The 20,094-nt window shown below is 68.4% G+C and carries 24 protein-coding genes; 13 read left to right on the top strand and 11 right to left on the bottom strand.

Annotated elements, in window-relative coordinates; genetic code table 11:
* The 6 genes from ACLF6J_RS12530 to ACLF6J_RS12505 form a co-directional block, all read left to right on the top strand.
* Window positions 1-984 (top strand): ABC transporter permease (locus ACLF6J_RS12530; RefSeq protein WP_421076902.1); only part of this gene is annotated, 984 nt, incomplete at its 5' end.
* On the top strand, window positions 981-2,795 hold the full coding sequence (locus ACLF6J_RS12525; protein ID WP_134351860.1) for a dipeptide/oligopeptide/nickel ABC transporter permease/ATP-binding protein: 1,815 nt from the start codon (window positions 981-983) through the stop codon (window positions 2,793-2,795). The genes ACLF6J_RS12530 and ACLF6J_RS12525, both read left to right, overlap by 4 nt.
* On the top strand, window positions 2,792-3,646 hold the full coding sequence (locus tag ACLF6J_RS12520) for an ATP-binding cassette domain-containing protein (RefSeq protein WP_134351858.1): 855 nt from the start codon (window positions 2,792-2,794) through the stop codon (window positions 3,644-3,646). The genes ACLF6J_RS12525 and ACLF6J_RS12520 overlap by 4 nt, the downstream gene beginning before the upstream one ends.
* Before the next feature lie 13 nt (window positions 3,647-3,659).
* On the top strand, window positions 3,660-4,406 hold the full coding sequence (locus tag ACLF6J_RS12515) for an MgtC/SapB family protein (RefSeq protein WP_232763749.1): 747 nt from the start codon (window positions 3,660-3,662) through the stop codon (window positions 4,404-4,406).
* A gap of 57 nt (window positions 4,407-4,463) precedes the next feature.
* Window positions 4,464-6,257 (top strand): sulfatase, encoded by a 1,794-nt coding sequence (locus ACLF6J_RS12510; protein WP_134351856.1) that lies wholly within the window; start codon window positions 4,464-4,466, stop codon window positions 6,255-6,257.
* Window positions 6,258-6,337: 80 nt separating this feature from the next.
* A complete protein-coding gene (locus tag ACLF6J_RS12505; protein WP_244093482.1) occupies window positions 6,338-7,192 on the top strand; it encodes a formylglycine-generating enzyme family protein in 855 nt (284 codons plus the stop codon).
* An 89-nt stretch (window positions 7,193-7,281) separates the two neighbouring features.
* Here ACLF6J_RS12505 and ACLF6J_RS12500 read toward each other — a convergent pair whose 3' ends face one another.
* Both ACLF6J_RS12500 and ACLF6J_RS12495 read right to left on the bottom strand, forming a co-directional pair.
* A complete protein-coding gene (locus ACLF6J_RS12500; RefSeq protein WP_134351854.1) occupies window positions 7,282-8,400 on the bottom strand; it encodes a hypothetical protein in 1,119 nt (372 codons plus the stop codon).
* Window positions 8,387-9,007, bottom strand: a complete 621-nt coding sequence (locus tag ACLF6J_RS12495) for an RNA polymerase sigma factor (protein ID WP_166804652.1) — start codon at window positions 9,005-9,007, stop codon at window positions 8,387-8,389. Before ACLF6J_RS12495 ends, ACLF6J_RS12500 begins: the two co-directional genes overlap by 14 nt.
* A gap of 115 nt (window positions 9,008-9,122) precedes the next feature.
* Between ACLF6J_RS12495 and ACLF6J_RS12490 the strand changes: the two genes are divergently transcribed.
* The gene (locus tag ACLF6J_RS12490) at window positions 9,123-9,659 is read left to right on the top strand and encodes a GNAT family N-acetyltransferase (RefSeq protein WP_134351850.1); all 537 of its coding nucleotides are present in this window, start codon (window positions 9,123-9,125) and stop codon (window positions 9,657-9,659) included.
* On the opposite strand, the gene ACLF6J_RS12485 is transcribed toward ACLF6J_RS12490, so the two are convergent.
* Entirely contained in the window at window positions 9,631-10,242 is a 612-nt protein-coding gene (locus ACLF6J_RS12485; protein ID WP_134351848.1) for a flavodoxin family protein, read from the bottom strand. The two genes, ACLF6J_RS12490 and ACLF6J_RS12485, sit on opposite strands and share 29 nt — an antisense overlap.
* Window positions 10,243-10,332: 90 nt before the next feature.
* Between ACLF6J_RS12485 and ACLF6J_RS12480 the strand changes: the two genes are divergently transcribed.
* Window positions 10,333-10,536: a hypothetical protein gene (locus ACLF6J_RS12480; protein ID WP_047519089.1), complete on the top strand. Its 204-nt coding sequence runs from the start codon at window positions 10,333-10,335 to the stop codon at window positions 10,534-10,536.
* 4 nt (window positions 10,537-10,540) lie between these two features.
* Here the strand turns inward: ACLF6J_RS12480 and ACLF6J_RS12475 are convergent, their stop codons facing one another.
* From ACLF6J_RS12475 to ACLF6J_RS12465, 3 genes are read right to left on the bottom strand one after another with little or no spacing between them, the layout of a single operon-like run.
* Window positions 10,541-11,143, bottom strand: coding sequence for a GNAT family N-acetyltransferase (locus ACLF6J_RS12475; RefSeq protein ID WP_134351846.1), 603 nt, complete (start codon window positions 11,141-11,143; stop codon window positions 10,541-10,543).
* Window positions 11,144-11,163: 20 nt separating this feature from the next.
* Window positions 11,164-11,562 carry an ImmA/IrrE family metallo-endopeptidase gene (locus tag ACLF6J_RS12470; RefSeq protein WP_347876904.1) on the bottom strand — a complete coding sequence of 133 codons (399 nt, stop codon included), beginning with the start codon at window positions 11,560-11,562 and terminating at the stop codon, window positions 11,164-11,166.
* A gap of 42 nt (window positions 11,563-11,604) precedes the next feature.
* Complete coding sequence (locus tag ACLF6J_RS12465) at window positions 11,605-11,979, bottom strand: helix-turn-helix domain-containing protein (RefSeq protein ID WP_231554939.1); 375 nt, start codon at window positions 11,977-11,979, stop codon at window positions 11,605-11,607.
* Between the two features lie 94 nt (window positions 11,980-12,073).
* Between ACLF6J_RS12465 and ACLF6J_RS12460 the strand changes: the two genes are divergently transcribed.
* The 3 genes from ACLF6J_RS12460 (at window position 12,074) to ACLF6J_RS12450 (ending at window position 13,723) form a co-directional block, all read left to right on the top strand.
* The gene (locus ACLF6J_RS12460; RefSeq protein ID WP_421076901.1) at window positions 12,074-12,304 is read left to right on the top strand and encodes a helix-turn-helix domain-containing protein; all 231 of its coding nucleotides are present in this window, start codon (window positions 12,074-12,076) and stop codon (window positions 12,302-12,304) included.
* Window positions 12,305-12,333: 29 nt separating this feature from the next.
* Window positions 12,334-13,263 (top strand): aldo/keto reductase, encoded by a 930-nt coding sequence (locus tag ACLF6J_RS12455; RefSeq protein WP_134351842.1) that lies wholly within the window; start codon window positions 12,334-12,336, stop codon window positions 13,261-13,263.
* Window positions 13,264-13,333: 70 nt separating this feature from the next.
* On the top strand, window positions 13,334-13,723 hold the full coding sequence (locus tag ACLF6J_RS12450; RefSeq protein ID WP_134351840.1) for a PLDc N-terminal domain-containing protein: 390 nt from the start codon (window positions 13,334-13,336) through the stop codon (window positions 13,721-13,723).
* On the opposite strand, the gene ACLF6J_RS12445 is transcribed toward ACLF6J_RS12450, so the two are convergent.
* From ACLF6J_RS12445 to ACLF6J_RS12435, 3 genes are read right to left on the bottom strand one after another with little or no spacing between them, the layout of a single operon-like run.
* Window positions 13,720-14,703: an epimerase gene (locus ACLF6J_RS12445; RefSeq protein ID WP_134351838.1), complete on the bottom strand. Its 984-nt coding sequence runs from the start codon at window positions 14,701-14,703 to the stop codon at window positions 13,720-13,722. The genes ACLF6J_RS12450 and ACLF6J_RS12445 overlap by 4 nt on opposite strands.
* Window positions 14,700-15,335 (bottom strand): DUF4166 domain-containing protein, encoded by a 636-nt coding sequence (locus ACLF6J_RS12440; protein ID WP_134351836.1) that lies wholly within the window; start codon window positions 15,333-15,335, stop codon window positions 14,700-14,702. Before ACLF6J_RS12440 ends, ACLF6J_RS12445 begins: the two co-directional genes overlap by 4 nt.
* Before the next feature lie 52 nt (window positions 15,336-15,387).
* Window positions 15,388-16,005, bottom strand: coding sequence for a TetR/AcrR family transcriptional regulator (locus ACLF6J_RS12435; RefSeq protein ID WP_134351834.1), 618 nt, complete (start codon window positions 16,003-16,005; stop codon window positions 15,388-15,390).
* Window positions 16,006-16,110: 105 nt separating this feature from the next.
* Here ACLF6J_RS12435 and ACLF6J_RS12430 point away from each other — a divergent pair, with 105 nt between their 5' ends.
* Window positions 16,111-16,917, top strand: a complete 807-nt coding sequence (locus ACLF6J_RS12430) for a sugar phosphate isomerase/epimerase family protein (protein WP_134351832.1) — start codon at window positions 16,111-16,113, stop codon at window positions 16,915-16,917.
* Entirely contained in the window at window positions 16,917-18,047 is a 1,131-nt protein-coding gene (locus tag ACLF6J_RS12425) for a Gfo/Idh/MocA family protein (RefSeq protein ID WP_047519112.1), read from the top strand. Before ACLF6J_RS12430 ends, ACLF6J_RS12425 begins: the two co-directional genes overlap by 1 nt.
* A gap of 31 nt (window positions 18,048-18,078) precedes the next feature.
* On the opposite strand, the gene ACLF6J_RS12420 is transcribed toward ACLF6J_RS12425, so the two are convergent.
* Entirely contained in the window at window positions 18,079-19,056 is a 978-nt protein-coding gene (locus tag ACLF6J_RS12420) for an NYN domain-containing protein (protein WP_131491551.1), read from the bottom strand.
* Between the two features lie 2 nt (window positions 19,057-19,058).
* On the bottom strand, window positions 19,059-20,045 hold the full coding sequence (locus tag ACLF6J_RS12415) for a Gfo/Idh/MocA family protein (RefSeq protein ID WP_131491552.1): 987 nt from the start codon (window positions 20,043-20,045) through the stop codon (window positions 19,059-19,061).
* Window positions 20,046-20,094 lie beyond the last annotated feature (49 nt).

Genomic DNA, 20,094 nt, shown 5'->3' with positions numbered 1-20,094 from the left:
GGGGCCGGCTCCGGCCGCCCCCGCACCCTGAAGGAGTCGAACGTGCTGACATTCCTCATGAGACGCCTCCTGGCGGGCATCGTGCTCGTCGTCGCGATCTCTTTCGTCGCTTTCGCGTTGATGTACGCGGGCGGCGCCGACATCGCCCGGAGCATTCTCGGCCCCGAGGCCACGCAGGATCAGGTCGACGCCAAGGCCGCGGAGCTCGGCATCGACCAGCCGCTGCTGGTGCAGTACGGCGAGTGGTTCACGCACATGATCAGGGGCGACTTCGGGCGCTCGTGGTTCACCGCCGAATCGGTCACCGACGCCGTCGTCTCGCGTCTCGGCGTGACGCTGTCGATCGTCGTCGTCTCGCTCATCGCGGTCGCCGTCATCAGCGTCGTCCTCGGCGTCGTCGCCGCCATCCGCCGTGGCTGGGTCGACAAGGTGGTCCAGGTCGTGTCCGTCGTGGGCGTCGCCCTTCCCAACTTCTGGGTCGCGCTCGTCCTCGTGCTCACCCTCGCGATCAGCATCCCGCTGTTCCCCGCCACCGGCTACGTGCAACCGAAGGAGAGCGTCAGCGGATGGCTGCTCTCCATCACTCTCCCCGTGATCGCGATCACGATCGGAGGAATCGCCGGAGCCGCACAGCAGATCCGCGGATCGGTGCTCGACGTGTCTCGGCAGGACTTCGTCCGCACCCTCCGTTCGCGGGGCCTCCCGGAGCGCCGAGTGATCACCAACCACATCCTGCGCAACTCACTCGGTCCGGCGATGACGGTGCTCAGTCTCCAGTTCATCGCGATGGTCGGCGGTTCTGTCGTGATCGAGAAGGTCTTCGCTATCCCCGGCCTCGGCATGCTGGCGCTCAACGCCACCCTGCGCGGCGACATCCCCATCGTGATGGCCGTGGTCATGACGATGGCCGTCGTCGTGATCGTCGTCAATCTCCTCATCGACCTGGTCAACGGCTGGGCGAGCCCGAAGGTGCGTGTGCAATGACCACTCCCACAACTCAGGCGATCGTGACCGCGCGCCGTCGCGACAGGCCCAGCGTGATGCGTGCGGTTCTGCGCAACCCGCTCGGTGCCGCCTCCCTCGTCACGATCGTCCTCATCGTGCTGATCAGCGTGGCCGCGCCCCTGATCGCCCCCTTCGACCCCGCCTACGTCGACATCACGGCCGCGAACGTGCCGCCCGGCACCGACGGTCACCTGCTCGGCGCCGACGCCTCGGGACGGGACGTGTTCAGTCGTCTCCTCGTCGCCGGTCAGCTCACGCTCGCGGGGGCCGCGGTCACGGTGATCATCGCCGTACTGCTCGGTGTGAGCGTCGGTCTGATCTCGGGATACTTCGGCAAGACGTTCGATCTCGCGGCGGGATGGGTCTCCGACCTCGTGCTGGTCCTGCCGAGCAAGATCGTCCTCGTCGCGCTGTTCGCCGTGATCGGACCGAACACCCTCGTGACCATGGCCGTCCTCGGGGTGATGGTCGCGCCGCAGTTCTACCGTCTGGTTCGCAACCTCGTCATGGGCGTCAAGAACGAGCTCTACGTGGATGCCGCCCGCGTCTCGGGGCTCTCCGACGCCGCGATCATCGGACGGCACGTGCTCTTCGCGGTGCGGGCACCGATCATCATCCAGGCTGCGTTCGTGGCGGGCATCGCCGTCGTGATCCAGGCCGGCCTGGAATTCATCGGCCTCGGCGACCCGAACACTCCGACGTGGGGCGGCATGCTGCAGGATGCCTTCGCTGCCATGTACAAGTCGCCGACCATGCTGATCTGGCCCGGCCTCGCGATCGGTCTGTTCGTCGCAGCCTGTGTGCTCCTCGGCAACGCGGTGCGCGATGCGCTCGAGGGCACGGATGCGGCCCTGACCGCGGCGACGCCCGCCGCGACCGTCTCGACGACCGCGGTGAAGACGGTCGACGAGCCCGTGCTCACCGACGACTCCGCGGACGCAGCCGCCCTCTTGCAGGTCGAGGGCCTGTCGGTGGGATACCCGTCGCGTGAGGGGGAGGTGAAATCCGTCGTCGAGTCGGTCTCCTTCTCCGTCCGCCCCGGCGAGGTCGTCGGCGTGGTGGGGGAGTCGGGATCGGGCAAGTCGCAGACGGCCTTCTCGATCCTGGGCTTGCTGCCGACCGGCGGACGGGTGACCGGTGGACGCATCCTCTTCGAAGGGACCGAACTCGACCCGCGCGCCGGTGCGGCCCGTCTCCGGGGCACGCGCATCGCCTACATCCCGCAGGAGCCGATGAGCAATCTCGACCCCGCGTATCGGATCGGCGCTCAGCTCATGGAGCCCCTCGTGATCGTCTCGAAGCTCAGCAAGGCGAAGGCGAAGGAACGAGCGCTGGCGCTGCTGGCGAGGGTGGGCATCTCCGACCCGAAGCGCGTGTTCGATGCCTATCCGCACGAGATCTCCGGCGGCATGGCGCAGCGTGTGCTCATCGCCGGAGCGATCGCCGGGGAACCGGATCTGATCATCGCCGACGAACCGACGACCGCGCTGGACGTCACGGTGCAGGCCGAGATCCTCGACATCCTGCGCGACCTCCAATCGGAGCGCGGTATGGCCATGATGCTCGTCACGCACAACTTCGGCGTCGTGGCCGACCTCTGCGACCGCGTCGTCGTGATGCAGACCGGACGTGTCGTCGAGGCAGGGCCCGTCGCGCGGATCTTCGACGATCCTCAGCACGCGTACACCAAGATGCTCCTCGGTTCGATCCTCGACGGCGGCCCGGCACGGCCGGACTACGAGGGCGCTGACGGATCTTCCGAGCCCACCCCGAAGGAGGTCGCACTGTGACCGATCCGCTGTTGGAAGTCTCCGATCTCCGTGTCGCCTACCCGCGCAAGGGATGGCGCCGGGAACCCGTCGAGATCCTGCATGGTGTCTCGATCGACGTCCGTCCCGGTGAGACCGTCGGTCTCGTCGGCGAATCGGGGTCGGGCAAGACGACACTCGGCCGAGCGATCCTCGGTCTCGCGCCCATCACCGGAGGTGCCATCCGCTTCGAGGGAGCGGACATCACCAGCGCGGACCGCTCCCAGCGCCGACAGCTGGCCCGCGACATCCAGGTCGTGTTCCAGGACCCCTACGGATCGCTGAATCCGGCTCTGCGCATCGAGGACATCCTCGCCGAGCCGCTGCGGGCGCAAGGCATTCGTCGGGAGATCGCGAGAGAACGCGTCACCGAGCTTCTCACGCAGGTGAGGCTTCCCGAGGACGCCGGCAATCGACTGCCCCGGGAATTCTCCGGCGGTCAACGTCAGCGTGTCGCGATCGCGCGTGCTCTGGCACTGCAGCCCAAGCTGATCGTGTGCGATGAGCCCGTCTCAGCACTCGACCTCTCGACCCAGGCTCGGGTGCTCGACCTCTTCGTCGAGATCCAGGAACGCACCGGCGTCGCCCTGCTGTTCGTGTCGCACGACCTGGCCGTCGTGCGACACGTCAGCCACCGCGTCGCTGTGATGTACCGGGGGGACATCGTGGAGTTCGGACGAGGAGAGGCCGTCACAGCCGACCCCGAGCACGCGTACACGCGCCGTCTGCTGATGGCGGCACCGGTGCCGCATCCGGCGGAGCAGCAGGAGCGTCGCGCTGAGCGGCGTCGCATCCTCGAGTCCGAGGCGCAGGCCATGATCGAGGCCGTATGACCGAGGCGCGCTCATGCAACTGACGATGGAGACGCTCGATCTGGCGCTGCGTATCGCCGCGGCGATCCTGCTCGGCGCGGCGATCGGCCTGGAGCGGCAGTGGCGATCGCGGATGGCGGGTATCCGCACGAATGCGCTCGTCTCGGGCGGTTCGGCGCTGTTCGTGGTGCTCGGTGCCTATGGGTTCGACGGAGTCACGGCCGATCCGACCAGGGTCGCCGCCCAGGTGGTCTCCGGCATCGGGTTCCTCGGCGCGGGGGTGATCCTTCGCGAGGGGTTGAACATCCGCGGGCTGAACACGGCGGCGACGCTCTGGTGCGCCGCGGCGATCGGATCCCTCGCTGGGGCAGGTCTCTACATCCTCGCGATCGTGGGCGCCGCCTTCATCATCGGCGCGAACACGGTCATGCGCCCCGTGAGCAGACTCGTCAACAGCCGTCGCCGCTCGCCCGACGGGGAGAGCGCCGAGGACGATGACGGTCCGCTGCAGCCGATCGAGTACATGCTCGAGGCGAAGACGAACGACAAGAGCGAGCAGCGGGTGCGAGCCCTCGTCCTGCAGGCGGTCAGCCGCCCGGAGCTCACCCTCCGCTCACTCCGCTCCTCGAGCGGCAAGAACTCGCGCGTGGTCGTCCATGCCGACCTGCTCGCCAGCTCGAACGCGGATGCGGGGGTGCTCGAACGTGCCGTTCAGCGCATCAGCCTCGACCCCAAGGTCATGTCGGTGCGCTGGTGGGCGGAGGACGACGCCGATGACTGACACGACGACCGCTCGCCCGAGCCTCGCGGGCGACGACGCACGCAAGGAGAAGCAACGATGAAAGCCATCATGGTCATGTACGACACCCTCAACCGGAAGCTGCTGCCTCCCTACGGTGCCGATCAGGTCGTCGCGCCGAACTTCTCCCGACTCACGGAGCGCACGGCGACCTTCGACAACTGCTACGCCGGCTCGATGCCGTGCGTACCCGCCCGCCGCGAGATGCACACGGGACGCTACAACTTCCTGCACCGCTCCTGGGGGCCGCTCGAGCCGTTCGACGACTCCGTGCCCGAGATGCTCCGTGGCGCGGGGGTCTACACGCACCTGGTCACCGACAACCGGCACTACTGGGGCGATGGCGGTGCGACGTATCACGGGCGCTTCTCCACGTTCGAGTTCTTCCGCGGACAGGAAGGCGATGCCTGGAAGGGGCAGGTCGCCGACCCTGACATCCCCGACACCGTGGTCAACCGCAGCGACAAGGTCTGGCGACAGGACTGGATCAATCGCACCCATCTGCAGGATGAGGCGGATCACCCGCAGACGCTCACGTTCGACGCCGGCATGGAGTTCCTGCGCACGAACGTCGACGCCGACGACTGGTACCTCCAGATCGAGGCGTTCGACCCCCATGAACCCTTCTTCAGCTACGAGCAGTATCGGCGGCTGTACGACTCCGGCTACGAGGGCCCGAACTTCGACTGGCCCGCCTATCGTCGGGTGATCGAGGACGACGCCGAGGTCGAGCAGCTGCGCAACGAGTACATGGCACTGGTGACGATGTGCGACAACTCGCTCGGACGCGTGCTCGACTTCATGGACGAGAACGACATGTGGGACGACACGATGCTCATCGTCTGCACCGACCACGGCCTGCTCCTCGGCGAGCACAACTGGTGGGGGAAGAACGTGCAGCCGTGGTTCGACGAGAACATCCACATCCCGCTCTTCGTATGGGATCCGCGCTCGGGTGTTGCGGGGGAGCGGCGTGCGGCGCTGGTGCAGACGATCGATCTCGGTCCGACGCTGCTGGAGTTCTTCGGCGTTCCAGCCACCCCCGACATGCAGGGACGCGCTCTGGCGCAGACGGTGCGCTCGGACGAGCCGGTTCGCAGCGCCGGGCTCTTCGGGAACGCGGGCGGACACGTCAACGTCACGGACGGGCGGTACGTGTACATGCGTGCCTGCGCGGACGAGTCCAACTCTCCGCTGTTCGACTACACGCTCATGCCGACGCACATGGGAGGACGCTTCGCTCCGTCGGAGCTCGCGCAGGCGGAACTGCATCCCGGGTTCTCTTTCACGAAGGGCGCTCCGGTGCTCAAAGTCCCCGGATTCGCCTTCGGCAGCCCGTGGTCGTACGGCACGTTGCTGTTCGATCTGCAGGAGGATCCGCAGCAGGATCACCCGCTGCGCGACGAAGCGCTGGAACTGCGGATGGCGACGATGCTCGTGGAGCAGATGCGCGCGAGCGACGCACCGCCGGAGCAGTTCGAACGTCTCGGGCTGCCGGCGCATGGCGAGGTGACGGCCGAGCATCTGCTCGTCGAAGCCCAGTGGGAGCAGGTGCAGCGCGGGCTGGCGGCCGCGCCGACGGTCGCGGTCCTGGGCGAGCACTCCGTGGTCGCGACGGCGACGATCGGCGAGCTGTTCGCGGACGATGCAGTGAAGGCGACGGTCCTCGACGTGCTCCCCTTCCTCGACAACCCGTACATGGCACACATGGCCGGGGCGATGACTCTGCTCGAGGTGGCGGCGATGAAGGTGGAGGTCGATGCCGAATCACTCATCGCGCTGGATGCTCGGCTCGGTGCACTGTCGTCGCCGATCGCTGTCGCGGGGGCATAGTGCATCACGAGCAGGGGTGTTGTGCGCCGCAGCGTTCCGGGCATGAGTCTGTCCCCGCCCGGCCGCTGCGGCTATCGGCCTTGCGCCCCGGCCCGGTCGACGAGCGCGAGGTTCCGGCAGGGACATTCGCGATGGGGGATGCGCTCGACGAGGGATACCCCGGCGACGGCGAACGTCCCGTGCACGAGGTGCAGGTGAGTAGTTTCCGCATCGATGCCGCACCCGTCACCGTCGATCGGTTCGCGCGCTTCGCCGAGGCCACCGGCTACGTCACGCTCGCGGAGCGTCTCGGGGGCTCCGCAGTGTTCCACGCTTTCGTGGCTGCGGGGGAGGCGATCCTCGGTCGATCCTCTGCTGCCCCGTGGTGGTCGGAGGTCGCCGGCGCGAGTTGGCGGCATCCGGCCGGCCCGAGATCGGGGGACGCCCGAGGTGACCACCCGGTCACGCACGTCGCGTTCTCCGACGCCGTGTCCTACTGCCTGTGGGCCGGACGGCGTCTGCCCACCGAGGCTGAGTGGGAGTACGCGGCGCGAGGCGGCCTATCCGGGGCACGTTATGCCTGGGGAGATGAGCTCACACCCGCGGGCGAGCACCGCTGCAACATCTGGCAGGGCCGATTCCCTCTCAGAGACGAGGGGGATGACGGCTTCGTCGGGACCTCGCCGGTCGGCTCATTCGCCGCGAACGGGTATGGGCTGCACGATGTCGCGGGCAACGTCTGGGAGTGGTGTCAGGACTGGTTCGCCGCCGACTACTACGCGCGGTCGTCCTCACGAGATCCGATCGGCCCTGCGATGGGCGAGTTCCGCGTCATGCGTGGCGGCTCGCACCTCTGCCACGAGTCGTACTGCAACCGCTATCGCGTGTCCGCGCGCAGCGCGAGCGCCCCGGAATCGACGTCTGGCAACCTCGGCTTCCGTACCGTCGCGGTGTAGGAGCCGCGCGAGGAAGCCGGGTCGTCGGTCACCACGAAGCCCCCGCCCCGCAGCTCACTTCGAGCGGCGGGCCGGGGGCTTTCGCGTGATCAGCCCAGCGGCAGCGACGTGAAGGAAGCGGAGAAGTCCGGCACGTTCGCCGGCAGGAACGGAGCAGACCCGACGTCGACGAGCGGGTCGTCCTTCGTGTGCCTGTTCCAGAGCTCCGGGAGAGCGCGAAGGAGGAACTTCTCGATCTTGACGATCGCTCCGCCGTCGGGATTGACGGTCAGGCGGAACCGGGCGTCGTCGGTCTCGTAGCCGAGCACCTTGTTCGCTGAGGAGCCCTCCTCGACCGTGATCCCCCCGGCGAGAGCGAGGGCTTCGAGGAAGGTCGCCCGGTACTCCGCTGACGCGGTCAGGATGACGACGGAGTGTCCGAGCGCGTTGAGCATGTGCTCGGCGGCAGGCACCGCGAACTCGGCCTCGATGCTCTCGTACAGGCCGTTGGTCTCGGGCTCGCCGTCCTGGGGCATCTTGGCCGCTTCTGCCTTCTCTGCGACCAACTTCGCTTCCAGTCCTTCCTCCCATGCGGCGAGGAAGGCTGCGGGATCGGCGGGGAAATCAGACGGGGAAACGGGGAGGAACTCGAGCGCTGCTTCGTATTCGAGGACTTCGGTGGAAGTCGCGGGCGCCGCACCGATCGGATACTCCGAGCCGTAGTAGGAAGTCCACGCTCGTTCGACCGCCGACTCGTCGCCGTACTGCGCCGCGGCGTGGAGCTCCGTGTGCGACGTCTGCGAGTACGTGTGGTCCGTGTTGCTCACGTACGTGTCGCTCGCCTCCGTGACGACAGCGGCGGTCGCTCCCGTTCGGAAACTCCCGAAGGGCAGGAACTTCTCGTTCGGGCCGCCGATCATCCCCAGGTGATGCGTGGTGATGGTCACCTGCATCGGCTGGACGACGGCGTCACGGATCGAGGCTGCGGTCTCGTTCAGGTACGTCGAAGCGGAGGCGGCTTGCGGCTCGCCGACGACCCCTGGTGGGATCAGGAGGGAGGCCGTGACGGCAACGGCGGCCACCGCAGTGCCACCGACCGATACCGCCACGACGCGTCCGATGGGGCGACGTCGGGTACGACCGATCTCCTGGTGGAGCGCACGTCGCGGAGCCTGCGAGGAGTTGGCGTAGGTGGGCTTCATCTCGCGCACCGTGTCAAGGATGTCCATGGATGATCTCTTTCTCAGCGAGTCGGATGTGTGTGGTCGCGGGACGAGGCGCGTGGTCAGCCTCCGGCGACGGTGGGGGTGCCGCGAGCTTCGCCCGGATACGGCTCAATCGCGATCGGACCGTGCCGACGGGGATGCGCAACGCGGTCGCGATCTGCTCGTAGGTGAGGTCGCCCCAGGCATGCAGGAAAAGGACTTCGCGGTCACGAGTCGATAGCGCGGCAATCCGTGGATAGAGGCGTTCGATCGCCTCCGCCGCGTCGAGTTGAGCGGATGACCGGTCATGATCGTCCGGAGCGATCGGGTCGCTGTGGGCGAAGGCCGCCTGCAGCACACGCCAGTGCTGAGCCTGGGCTCGGCGGTGTTGGCTGAGCACTTTCGTCGCGATGCCCATCAACCAGGGGAGCGCGGACGTGCGATCCAGATCGAAGTGCCTACGCTTGCGGAACGCGATGAGGAAGGTCTCGCTGACGATGTCGTCGCTGGCGGCTGGGCCGACGCGGCGGGCCACATAGGCCGAGACCGCCTCGATATGTCGTTCGAATATCTCGGAGAACCTGTCCGCAGCCCGGATCGATTCGCGGATGATGTCGTTGTCGTTGGTCACACTGGATATCCGTCACTCGGCGCGATTCGGTTCCATCGGTGGCCCCTCGCCTACGCGACTCACGCTAGCGCGCGGACGAGGCGCTGATGTCGGAGGCGCCTGCGATCATCCGGGGATGGATCACCTGCGACTCCGGCTCTGGTCGGAAGACGACCTCGATCTCCTGCACGCCGCGAACACCCCGGCGATGACCGATCATCTGGGCGGCCCCGAGACCGAAGACCAGATCATGGAGCGCCACGCCCGCTATCTGCGGCTGGTCGAGGCCGGCGAGGCGCGGATGTTCGTGATCGAGGATGCCCGGGGCTCGGCGCTCGGATCGATCGGCCATTGGCACGTGGAGTGGCGGAAGGAGCCGGCACTGGAGAGTGGATGGTTCGTCCTCCCCGAAGCGCAAGGACGCGGGGTGGCGTCGAACGCCTTGGCGCTCGTCGTCGACGACGCTCGTGCGCATCGAGCGGGCCGGCGCTTCCTGACTGCCTTCCCCGAGGTCGGGAATGCTGCGTCGAACGGGGTCTGCCGACGCAACGGCTTCACCTTGGCGGGGACCGTCACCGAGCAGTTCCGCGGCGCGGAGCTGACCATGAACGAGTGGGCCCTGCCACTCACCCGTACGTCCGAGATCAGCCCGCCGGATACTCCTGGGCCTTGAGCGCCCGCGCGAGGTGGGCGGCGTTGCGCGCGGCTGTGCTGATCGCCGACGCGACCTTTTCCGGAGTCTCCTCCAGGTCTTTGTAGTCGGTCGTGTGCATGGCCTCGCCATTCCAGTAGACCGAGCCCTGGGCGGGAATCGTGTAACCCACGTCGTTCAGGGACTGGAACAGGATCGCCGCGATGTGGTGCGCCCCGTCCTCGTTTCCCACGATGCCGGCCACGGCGACCTTGTCGAACAGGGTCGGCCTGCCGCGGGCATCGGTCTCGCCGAGCTCAGCGTCGAGTCGCTCGAGCACGCGCTGTGCGATGCTCGAGTGCTGTCCCATCCAGGTGGGGGTGACGAAGACGAGGATGTCGGCGTCCAGCACGCGCCGTCGGATGCTCGGCCACTCGTCGCCGCCGCCCATGTCCTTCTCCACGCCAGGACTCAGGGTGAGGTCGACCGCGCGGACGAGATCGCCGGTGACGCCGTGCGCGGCGAGGGCGTCGAGCACCTGGGTCGCGAGGAGGTCGGAACTGGAGGCAGCGGGCGACGGCTTCAGCGTGCAGGAGACGGCGACCGCGGAGAGTGGTGTCTTCATGCTCCGAGCAGACCAGAATCGACGGCGGGTGCACAGGGGCTTCCCGTGTCCGGGCTATCCTGGTAAACGGCACCGACGACAGGAGATCCCGTGATCCTCAGCTTCCTCTTCTTCATGATCCTCTTCATCGGAGGAATCCTGCTGATGGGCATCTCGTTCGGGCTGCCGGCGTTCCAGGCGCTCGCGTTCTGCGGCGGCCTCCTGCTGGTGACTCTGGCCATGGCGTTCATGCTCCGCGAGGGCGGTTCGGCTACCCGCCGGTCGAAGAACTGGTCGGGCAACCCCACCGAGTGACCCCTCACCGCCGCTTGGCGAGTCTCGCCTCGAGGTTCGCCCTGACGGCGGGCCATTCCGGCTCGATGATCGAGTACTCCACGCTGTCCCGCAACGCACCGTTGCGATAGCGGCTCATCGCGCGCATCACGCCGTCCTGTTTGGCCCCGAGTCGTTCGATGGCCGCGCGGGACTGGAAGTTCACCCACTGTGTGGTGAGCCCGACGCGGAACGCCCCGAGTGACTCGAACGCGTGGCGGAGCAACAGCAGCTTCGACTCCGCGTTCGTGCCGGTCCCGTGCGCGGATGGCCGGTTCCAGGTGTAGCCGATGTGCAGCCGCGGGACATCCGCGACGATGTCGTAGTACGAGGTGAGCCCGAGGATGCGGCCCGCGGCGTCGAAGGCGGTGAAGGGCACCATCTCGCCCTTGTCGATGAGTCCCATCCGCCGTTCGACCTCGGCGGCGATCCCATCCGGCGCGGGAACCGAGGTGTACCACGCCGTCTTCCACAGGTCGCCTTCCTGCACCGCGTCGATGAGGCCGTCGACGTGCGAGCGTGCGAGCGGACGAAGCTCGACGAGTTCTCCGGTGAGGGTGACGGGGGCGGGAGCGACGAGGAAAGCCATGAGGATATTCAACCAGCGCGTCAGGAGACCGCGAGCGGGACGGCGCCCTCGCTCAGCAAACGCTGGAACGCGGCGACCAGCTCGACCGTGACGCCCAGCTCGAACGCGAGGCTGGCGAGGTGCGGGCCGCGGACGGCTTCGGCCTCGGCGTAGGCGCGCGAGGTGATGAGCTGTCGCGCCGCCCACTCATCGGCGCGACGCTCCTGCTGTGCGCGGAGCACGGGAGCCGAAGTGGGAAGGTGCCCCAGGTGGGCGTGGCCGAGTTCGTGCGCGAGGACGCTGCGCATCGTTCGGCCGCTCATCCCCGGCGCGAGGCGGATCGTGCGTGTCTCGGGGTCGAAGCCACCCCGGGTGCGGCCAGGACGTTCGACGATGCGCAACCGCCGCTCCTCGGCGAGGCGGACGAGGTGCTGCATGATGCTCCTCCTCGTCGCGGTCCGTGCCGGCCCCTGGTGGCCGGATCAGTCGTAGAGGTCGTCCGAGTCGGCGTCGTGGCGGACGCGGGATTCGAAGGCGACTTCGCGGCTATCTTCGCGTGGACCGGTGACATCGGGTGTGCGGCGGAGCGGCGTGATGCGCGCGGTGGGTTCGCCGTCCGCGCGGAGTCGCTCCTCCGCACGGGCGAGCAGCACGTGAGGATCGACACCGAGCGTGGCGCAGACGGAGTAGACCACCGGAACGGGGATCGCGCGCTTGCCGGTGACGTAGTTGTCGAGGGCGCTGCGTGCGATCCCGATCCCGCGAGCCATCGCGGCGATGCTGCTCCGGGAGGCGGCGATCTCCGCGCGCATCTGGCGGCCCACGGCTTCGTTGAACTCCTCAGCAGCTGTCTTCACCTGGCTCACGATAGCAGCGCTCCGAAGCCAGAATGCCGCCATTCTGGTTCACTCGGCGGCTGTGAGTGTCCGTGCGGAGCGGTAGCGTAGGCGTATGGGGACAGATCTGCGTCATTTGTTGGCATACGAAGTGGAAGGAGCGCGTCTGCACGCCGGCGTGACCTTCGCAGACCTGGCGCATCGCTCGGGGATCGGCACGAGCAGGTTGGCGAATCTCCTCGACGCGAAGGCGGACTTCACCGTGGTCGATCTGGCGGCCATCGCCGAGGTGCTGGAGGTGACGGTGACCGTGCTTCTGCCGGCGTCGGCCGCTGACGATGGGTGAAGTCTGTCGTGCGGAGTAGCGTGGTCCGCATGAAGACCGTGCCTTTCGGATCCACCACCGCTCCCGCCGTCATCGCCGGCATGATGCGCATCCACGACAAAGACGATGCGCACGTCCGGACGCTGTACGCGGCGGCGCGAGACGCGGGCATCGACTTCTTCGATCATGCGGACATCTACGGCGGGAGCATGCACCACTGCGAGGCGCGCTTCGCAGAGGCGTTGCAGCTCAGCGCATCCGAGCGCGACGAGATCGTGCTGCAGACCAAGTGCGGCATCGTGCCGGCGCAGGGCATGTTCGACTTCTCCTACGAGCACATCGTGGGTCAGGTCGAGGGGTCTCTGGCGGCGCTGCGCACCGATCGTCTCGACGTGCTGCTGCTTCACCGCCCCGACATCCTGGTCGAACCCGACGAGGTCGCCCGCGCATTCGACGACCTCGAAGCCGCGGGCAAGGTGAAGGCGTTCGGCGTCTCCAACCACACGCCGCGGCAGATCGACCTTCTCCGCACGGCAGTCCGGCAGCCGCTGGTCGCGAACCAGCTGCAGCTGTCGCTCACCCATGCGCCCCTGCTCGCGCAACCGGTGGCGGCGAACATGGCCGGCCACGAGCAGAGCGTCGTCCGCGACGGCGGAGGTCTCGTGGAGTACTGCCGGATCAACGGCATCACGATCCAGGCGTGGTCGCCGTTCCAGGACGGATTCTCGCACGGTGTCTTCCTCGGCAACCCCGAGTACCCCGAGCTGAACGCCGTGATCGATCGTCTCGCGGCAGCGCACGGCGTGACACCGATCGCGATCGCGACCGCGTGGATCACCCGGCATCCGGCCGGCATGCAGGTCGTGCTCGGGACCACGACGCCGCGGCGGGTGCAGGAGGCGGCGGCGGGTGCCGATGTCGTGCTCACGCGGCCCGAGTGGTACGAACTGTTCCGCGCGGCCGGGCACCTGCTGCCGTAGCCGTTCGAGGCAGGGGATCCGGGCGGTAGCCGGCGAGGCGAGACGGCCCGGCGTCGTCTACCCTGAGTTCATGCCGTTCCTGTTCTCGCTCCTCGTCATCGCCCTGATGATCGGTGCGCTGATCGACATCATCACCCGCGACAACTCTCAGGTGAAGCACCTGCCGAAGATGGTGTGGATCATCATCGTCATCCTGCTGCCGCTCATCGGAAGCGCACTGTGGTTCGCGATCGGCCGCGAGTACGGCGATTCGGGCATCCCGATCCCGCGGATGCGGCGAGCAGAAAGGTCCTCGCCGCAGACCGATGTGCGACCGGCCCCGCCGGTGGATCGGCGGACCACGGAGGAGCAGATCGCCGATCTCGACCGTGAGATCGAGGAATGGCGTCTTCGGCAAGAGATCGAGAAGCGCCGACGCGACGGCGAAGCCCCGTCAGGATCCGTCGGCTCGACCTCCTAGGCGGCGTGCGGGCGGTCGAACGATTCGCGGATCGCTTCCTCCAGCTGCGGGTGACGGAACTCGAACCCGGCGGCGGTGAGCTTCTCGGGGAGCACCCATCGGCTCTTCAGGACCAGCTCGGTCTCGGTCCGGATGCCGATGGCGCCGAGCTCCAGCATCCAGCGGGGCATCGGCGGACCGATCCGGGCGCCCAGCACGCGGCGCACGGTCGCCATGAACTCGACGTTGTCGACGGGATGCGGAGCGGCCGCGTTGACCGGTCCCTCCAGTGCCGGCGTCCGCTCGAGGAAGTCGATGATGCGGGCGACGTCTTCGATGTGCACCCAGCTGAAGCGCTGACGACCTCGGCGGGCCCCGGGGAAGTGTCCCGTTCCTGCCGCGCGGCGAGCGGCGCTCACCGGCCAGCGCCCGTCGTACTGCGGACCGCCGAGGCCGAGGCGTGTCAGGGTCTTCAACGGCTCGAGCACGCCGCCGTGACCGAGGACGATCGTGCTGCGCAGAGCGACCCGACGTGTGGCCGGGAGCTCTTCGGCGAACAGCGCCTGTTCCCACGCCTTCGCGACCTCGACGGAGAAGCCGGTGCCGATCTCGCCCGCGGACTCGGTCATCGGGCGGTCCTCGGCGTGACGGTAGATCGTGGCGGTCGAGGAGTTCACCCACAGCGGGGGAGGCGTCGTGGCCCGCGCGATCGCGGTGCGCAAGGAGGCGGTGGTGTCGAGTCGTGAGCGGAAGATCTCCGCGCGGTTCTCGGGGGTGTAGCGGCAATTGACGCTCTTGCCGGCGAGGCCGATCACCAGGGTCGCGCCGTCGACCGCGCGATCGATCTCGACCTGGTCACCCCACCGGATGTCGGCGCCCGAGCGCGAGATCGTCACCACCTCGCGACCCGCAGCGCGGAGGCGCGGAGCCAGATAGGTCCCCATGAACCCCGTGGACCCGCCGATGACGACCCGTCCCGCGCCGATGTCGTCTGTGCTCATGCGTTCTGCTCCTTCGTGGTGGCCGGCTCGACGCGATAGTGGAAGTGGCCCCGGTACTCGTACACGCGGCCGATCAGGGGAACGTGGACGGTGAGGCTCACACGCTGGCGGTCGAGGGTGTCGTCGAAGCGCTCGGTCAGGCGGATGGTCGGCGAGATCAGGCGTGGGATGCGGAGCCGGAGTCGTCCCAGACGCACCCCGACCGCGGTGCTGGTGAGCCGGAGCGCGCCGTCCTTCGTCTCGACGTCGAAGCACGCGGCGATGAGGCCCGGTTCTCCGAGTTCGTCGACCACGCGCCCGCGCTGCGTGAGGGCCACGGCATCGCGCATCACCCACGTTCCTCGGGCGAAACGGAAGGTGCGTTCCCCGATGGCGCGTGAGGCGACCGTGCGGTTCTCGATGTGGAAAGGCACGTCGTGCTCCCACCCGGAGGCGACCACGCCGCGGCGTTCGAGGGGCCGCAGCAGAGGCCAGAGCCAGCGACGGGGAGTGCCGACCCGCTGGAACACGCCTTCGCCGATGCCGACCGCGCCGTCGGGGATCGCGACGAAGTAGGAGCGCAGGCGGGGGTGCAGCTCGTCGATCCGTTCACCGAGGGCCCGGGCGTACGGGGACTGCGGCACGAACGTCACCCCTCGAGCCTAACTCGATGGTCGGCGGGTCCCGTCCGACGGCTCCGAGCGTTCAGTCTGTCGGGCGCAGCAGTCGGTCGAGGAGCGCGAGCGCTTCATGCTGTGGGGCGGACTCGTCCAGCAACCACTGCGTCTGCAGGCCGTCGGAGGCGGCGACGACGAGTGCGGCGACGGCGTCCGCGTCGACATCCGGGCGAATCCGCCCTTCCGCCTGCTGCTGTCGGACGGTCTCGGCGAGCCGTGCGCGGAGCCGCGCGAAACGCCCCGTGGCGAACGTGCGAGCAGCGGGGTGCCCTTCTTCGAGCGCCGAGGCGACGAGCGTCGAGTACAGCTGCACGAGTCCCGGGATGGCGCGGTTGATGCGCGCCGACTCGATCATCATCTCGACCGGTGTCGCGTCTTCCGGTGGGGAGCCGGCCTGCCGACCCGGCGCGTTGCTCTCTTCGTAGACCGCGACGAGGAGCTCCTCCAGCGACCCGAAATAGTGCGTGAGGGCGGCGTGCGTGACCCCGACTTCACGGGCTATGGCGCGCAGGCTCGTGCGGTCGGCGCCGCGTTCGGCGAAGACCTCGATGGCGCGATCGAGAATCTCCTGTCGTCGAGCGATCCCCTTGGCGTAGGCGCCGCGAGGGCGGGGAGGCGCAGAGCGCTCGGGCGTATCGGCGGCCATGAGACGAGTCTAGCGAACCAAAACTTCCGTGTGGAGGTATTTGGTGATAGCGTGCCTGCCAGGGGTTGCGACCCCTCCGTCGCCGAAGACCGAAGGAGCACGACGATGACGATCCAGACCTCCCTCCAGCTGTTCACGATCAAGGACGAGCTGGAGGCCGACCTCGACGGTTCGCTCACGGCCGTCGCCGCTCGCGGCTTCACCGCCGTCGAGCCGTACGACTTCGTCCGCCGTGCCGAGCCCCTCGCCACGGCGCTCTCGGCCGCGGGCCTGACCGCGCCGTCGGGGCACGCGTTCCTCGCCTCGAAGTCGTTCGTGAATCCGGATGGCAGCGGCACCACGGTGCCGGTCCCGACTCCCGCCGAGGTCTTCGAGGCTGCGAAGGTGCTCGGCATGGGCACGGTCATCGATCCCTACACCGAGCCCGCGCGCTGGGAGTCGGCCGAGCAGATCGAGGAGACCGCCCGGCTGCTGAACGCGGCCGCCGAGATCGGTGCAGGTGTCGGCGTCCGCGTCGGATACCACAACCACGCTCACGAGCTGGAGGCGGTCTTCGACGGCGTCACCGGGCTCGAGGTCCTCGCCGGACTCCTCGATGAGCGCGTGGTCCTCGAAGTCGACCTCTACTGGGTTGCGCGCGGTGGCGTCGACCCGGTCGCGCTGCTCGAGCGTCTGGGGGACCGGGTGATCGCGGTGCATGCGAAGGACGGCACCCTCGACCCGGCGCTCGCCGGTGCGTACCCGCCCGCCGACCAGGTGGCCGCGGGGGACGGCGCCGTGCCGCTGGTCGAGGCCATCGCTGCGGCCCCGGCGCTCGAGCTCGCCATCGTCGAGTTCGACCACTACGAGGGGGAGCTCTTTGACGCGATCGAGCGCAGCCGGGTCTACCTCGATGAGAAGGTCGCCGGCTGATGGCGGGCCCCGTGGGTGTCGGCATCATCGGTGCCGGCAACATCAGCGATCAGTACCTGTCGAACCTCACCACCTTCCCGGACGTCCGCGTCCTCGCGGTCGCGGATCTCCTCGAGGAGCGGGCGAAGGCGCAGGCCGAGAAGTACGGTGTCCCACGCTTCGGTGGGGTCGACGTGGTGCTCGACGACCCCGACATCGACATCGTGGTCAATCTCACGATCCCCGCGTCGCACGTCGAGGTCTCCGAGGCGATCATCGCCGCGGGCAAGCACGTCTGGACCGAGAAGCCGATCGGGGTCAGCCGGGAGGAGTCCCGTCGGCTGCTCGAGAGGGCGCAGGCCGCGGGCCTTCGCGTCGGCGTGGCTCCGGACACCGTGCTCGGCCCGGGAGTGCAGACCGCGAAACGGGCGATCGCGCGCGGTGACATCGGGCGGCCGTTGTTCGGTCAGACCACGTTCCAGTGGCAGGGGCCGGAGATCTTCCACCCGAATCCGGCGTTCCTCTATGCCAAGGGCGGCGGGCCCCTGCTCGACATGGGGCCGTACTACGTCTCGACGCTCGTGCATGTCTTCGGCTCGGTGGCCGCGGTCGCGGCTCTCGGGTTGCAGGGATCGCCGACGCGTCGCGTTCAGGTCGGCGAGCTCGCCGGTCAGGAGTTCCCGGTCGAGATCCCCTCGACGCTCAGCGTCCTGATGGACTTCGAGCAGGGTGGTCAGGCGCAGAGCCTGTACAGCACCGATTCGCCGCTGCTGCGACAGGGGATCGTCGAGATCACCGGCACCGAGGGCACGATCGTGATCCCCGATCCCAACACGTTCGGTGGCGCGATCACGATCACCCGACCGCTCACCCGCCTGTTCGTCCCCCCGGAGCCGGTCCAGCAAGAGGTCATCGACGTCGCGCAGGAAGGCGTGCTCTCCGGGCGCGGCCTCGGGCTGCTCGACATGGCGCGTTCGATCGCCGCCGGTCGCCCGCACGTCGCCACGGGGGAGTTCGGCTACCACGTGCTGGACACGCTCCTGTCGATCGAGGAGGCCGCGGCATCGCGCAGCTTCGTTTCCGTGGAGAGCTCCGCCGGTCAGGTCGGTGCGCTCGCCGCGGACTTCGATCCGTTCGAAGCCACGCTCTGACGGGCACCGCCCGTGGCGGCGACGGTGCGAGTCAGACGGCGGGCTCGCGGAGGCGGACCAGACGCTCGTGTCCGGTCTCCTCCAGCTCGGCGATGTCGTCTCGCGACTTCAGGAAGTCGGAGAAGGACCGGTAGCCGAGCGCCTTCTCGCTGAACGACGGGTCCATGCGGCGCATATGCGTCTTCACTGCGGAGCTGTGCAGCCATTCGTCGGCGTCCGCCTTGTCGTGACCGAGGCGGAGGGCGCGCTCGAGCAGTTGCGTCGCCTCGCCCTGCTCATCGATCTTCGTCGGAGCAGGGGCCGCCGCCTTGGACTTGGCCCGGCGCGGGGTCTTGGCCTTGGCCGTATCGGTGCTCGCCTCGGCAGTGTCGGCGGCATCGGCGGTGGCCTCGACCACGGCTTCTGCCTTCGCCGCGACAGGCGGGGGAGTGGTCTTGACGGGGCGCACGACTCCGGGCAGCGAGTCGTAGGACTCGAACTCGTCGCAGGCCGCCGCGAGCGACTTCGCGGTCGAGCCCGACACCCCGACCCCGATCACGTAGCGACCGAGCCGCTTGCAGCGCTGCGCGAGCGGCACGTAGTCGCTGTCACCCGCCACGATCACGACGTGCGTGAGGTCGGGCAGCCGGAACATGTCTTCGACCGCATCGACGGCGAGCCGGATGTCGGCGCCGTTCTTGGCGTAGGCGGCGGCAGGGAAGAGCTGCACGAGGTCGACCGCGCGGGCCACGAGCTGCGAGCGGTATTCGGCGTTCACCGGCGACGACCAGTCGGCGTATGCGCGCGTCAACACCAGGGTGCCGAAAGACGCGGCGTAGTCGATGATCGCCCCGACCTCGATCATCGCGCGGCCGAGACGGTCGACGACCTCCGGATCGTTCGGGTTCTCGGTGATGCGCTGCCGGTCCTTGCCATAGGCGTTGCGCCCGTGCACGCGGTCGTACCAGGAGATGACGATGTTGTCGAAGTCGAGATAGACGGCGACGCGGGCATCGGTGGTCTCGGCCATGATCAGGCCTCCTCACGGGGGTAGCGGACGCCGATCTGCGCACGGATCTCGTCGAGCGCGCCCATGATCGCGACGCTCTCGGCGATCGGCAGGATGTCGCCTTCGAGGATCCCGTCTCGCACCAGGCGCTCGGCGGCATGAGCCTGATACTGCATGCCGCGGCCCGTGACCGAGGAGACGTACTCTTCCTGCACGGTGCCGTCCGGGAGGATCACGCGGAACGTGGTCGGGCTGTACCAGACCGTGTCGATGTCGATGCGGGCCGCGGTGCCGAGGATGCTCGCGACGTTGGGGCCTGCCGCCCGGGACGACGAGAGGCTGGTGGAGACCGCACCGCCCTCATGCGTCATCACGGTCGCGACCTCGGAATCGGCGCCCGTGTCGATGAGCCTGCCCACGGCGCGGATGCTGGTCGGAGCGCCGAGGATGTCCCAGATGAAGGAGATCGGATAGATGCCGAGATCGAGCAGGGCACCGCCGCCGAGCTCGAGGGCGTTGAGCCGGTGCGCGGGGTCGGTGGGCAACAGCTGGGTGTGATCCGCGCTGACCGCGCGGATGTCGCCCAGGGCGCCCTCGGCGATGAGCTCGCGGATGCGCACCATGTGCGGCAGATAGCGCGTCCACATGGCCTCCATGACGAGTAGTCCCCGCTCGGCCGCGAGCGCCTGCAGATCCTCGGCTTCGGCGCGGTTCAGGGTGAACGCCTTCTCGACCAGCACGTGCTTGCCGGCCTCGAGTGCGAGCCGGGCGTTCTCGTGGTGCATCGGGTGCGGCGTCGAGACGTAGATGATGTCGACGTCGGGGTCGGCGACGAGAGCATCGTACGAGGGGTGGGCGTGGGGGATGTCGAAGCGCGAGGCGAAGGCGTCAGCCGACTCCTGCGAGCGGGATCCGACGGCCACGAGGTCGAGCCCCGCGGTTCGCAGATCGGACGCGAATGCGCCGGCGATACCGCCGGTCGCGAGGATTCCCCACCGAAGACCTGTCATGGTCTCAGCGTACGGGGTGCCGCGGACGCGACGCCGCATTCTTCACCGG

The organism is Microbacterium sp. IO18 (assembly GCF_049099505.1).
In the GTDB taxonomy this organism is placed as follows: Bacteria; Actinomycetota; Actinomycetes; order Actinomycetales; family Microbacteriaceae; genus Microbacterium; species Microbacterium aurugineum.
The sequence above is the reverse complement of the archived record's forward strand: the minus strand, read 5'-3'. Positions and strand labels throughout refer to the sequence as shown.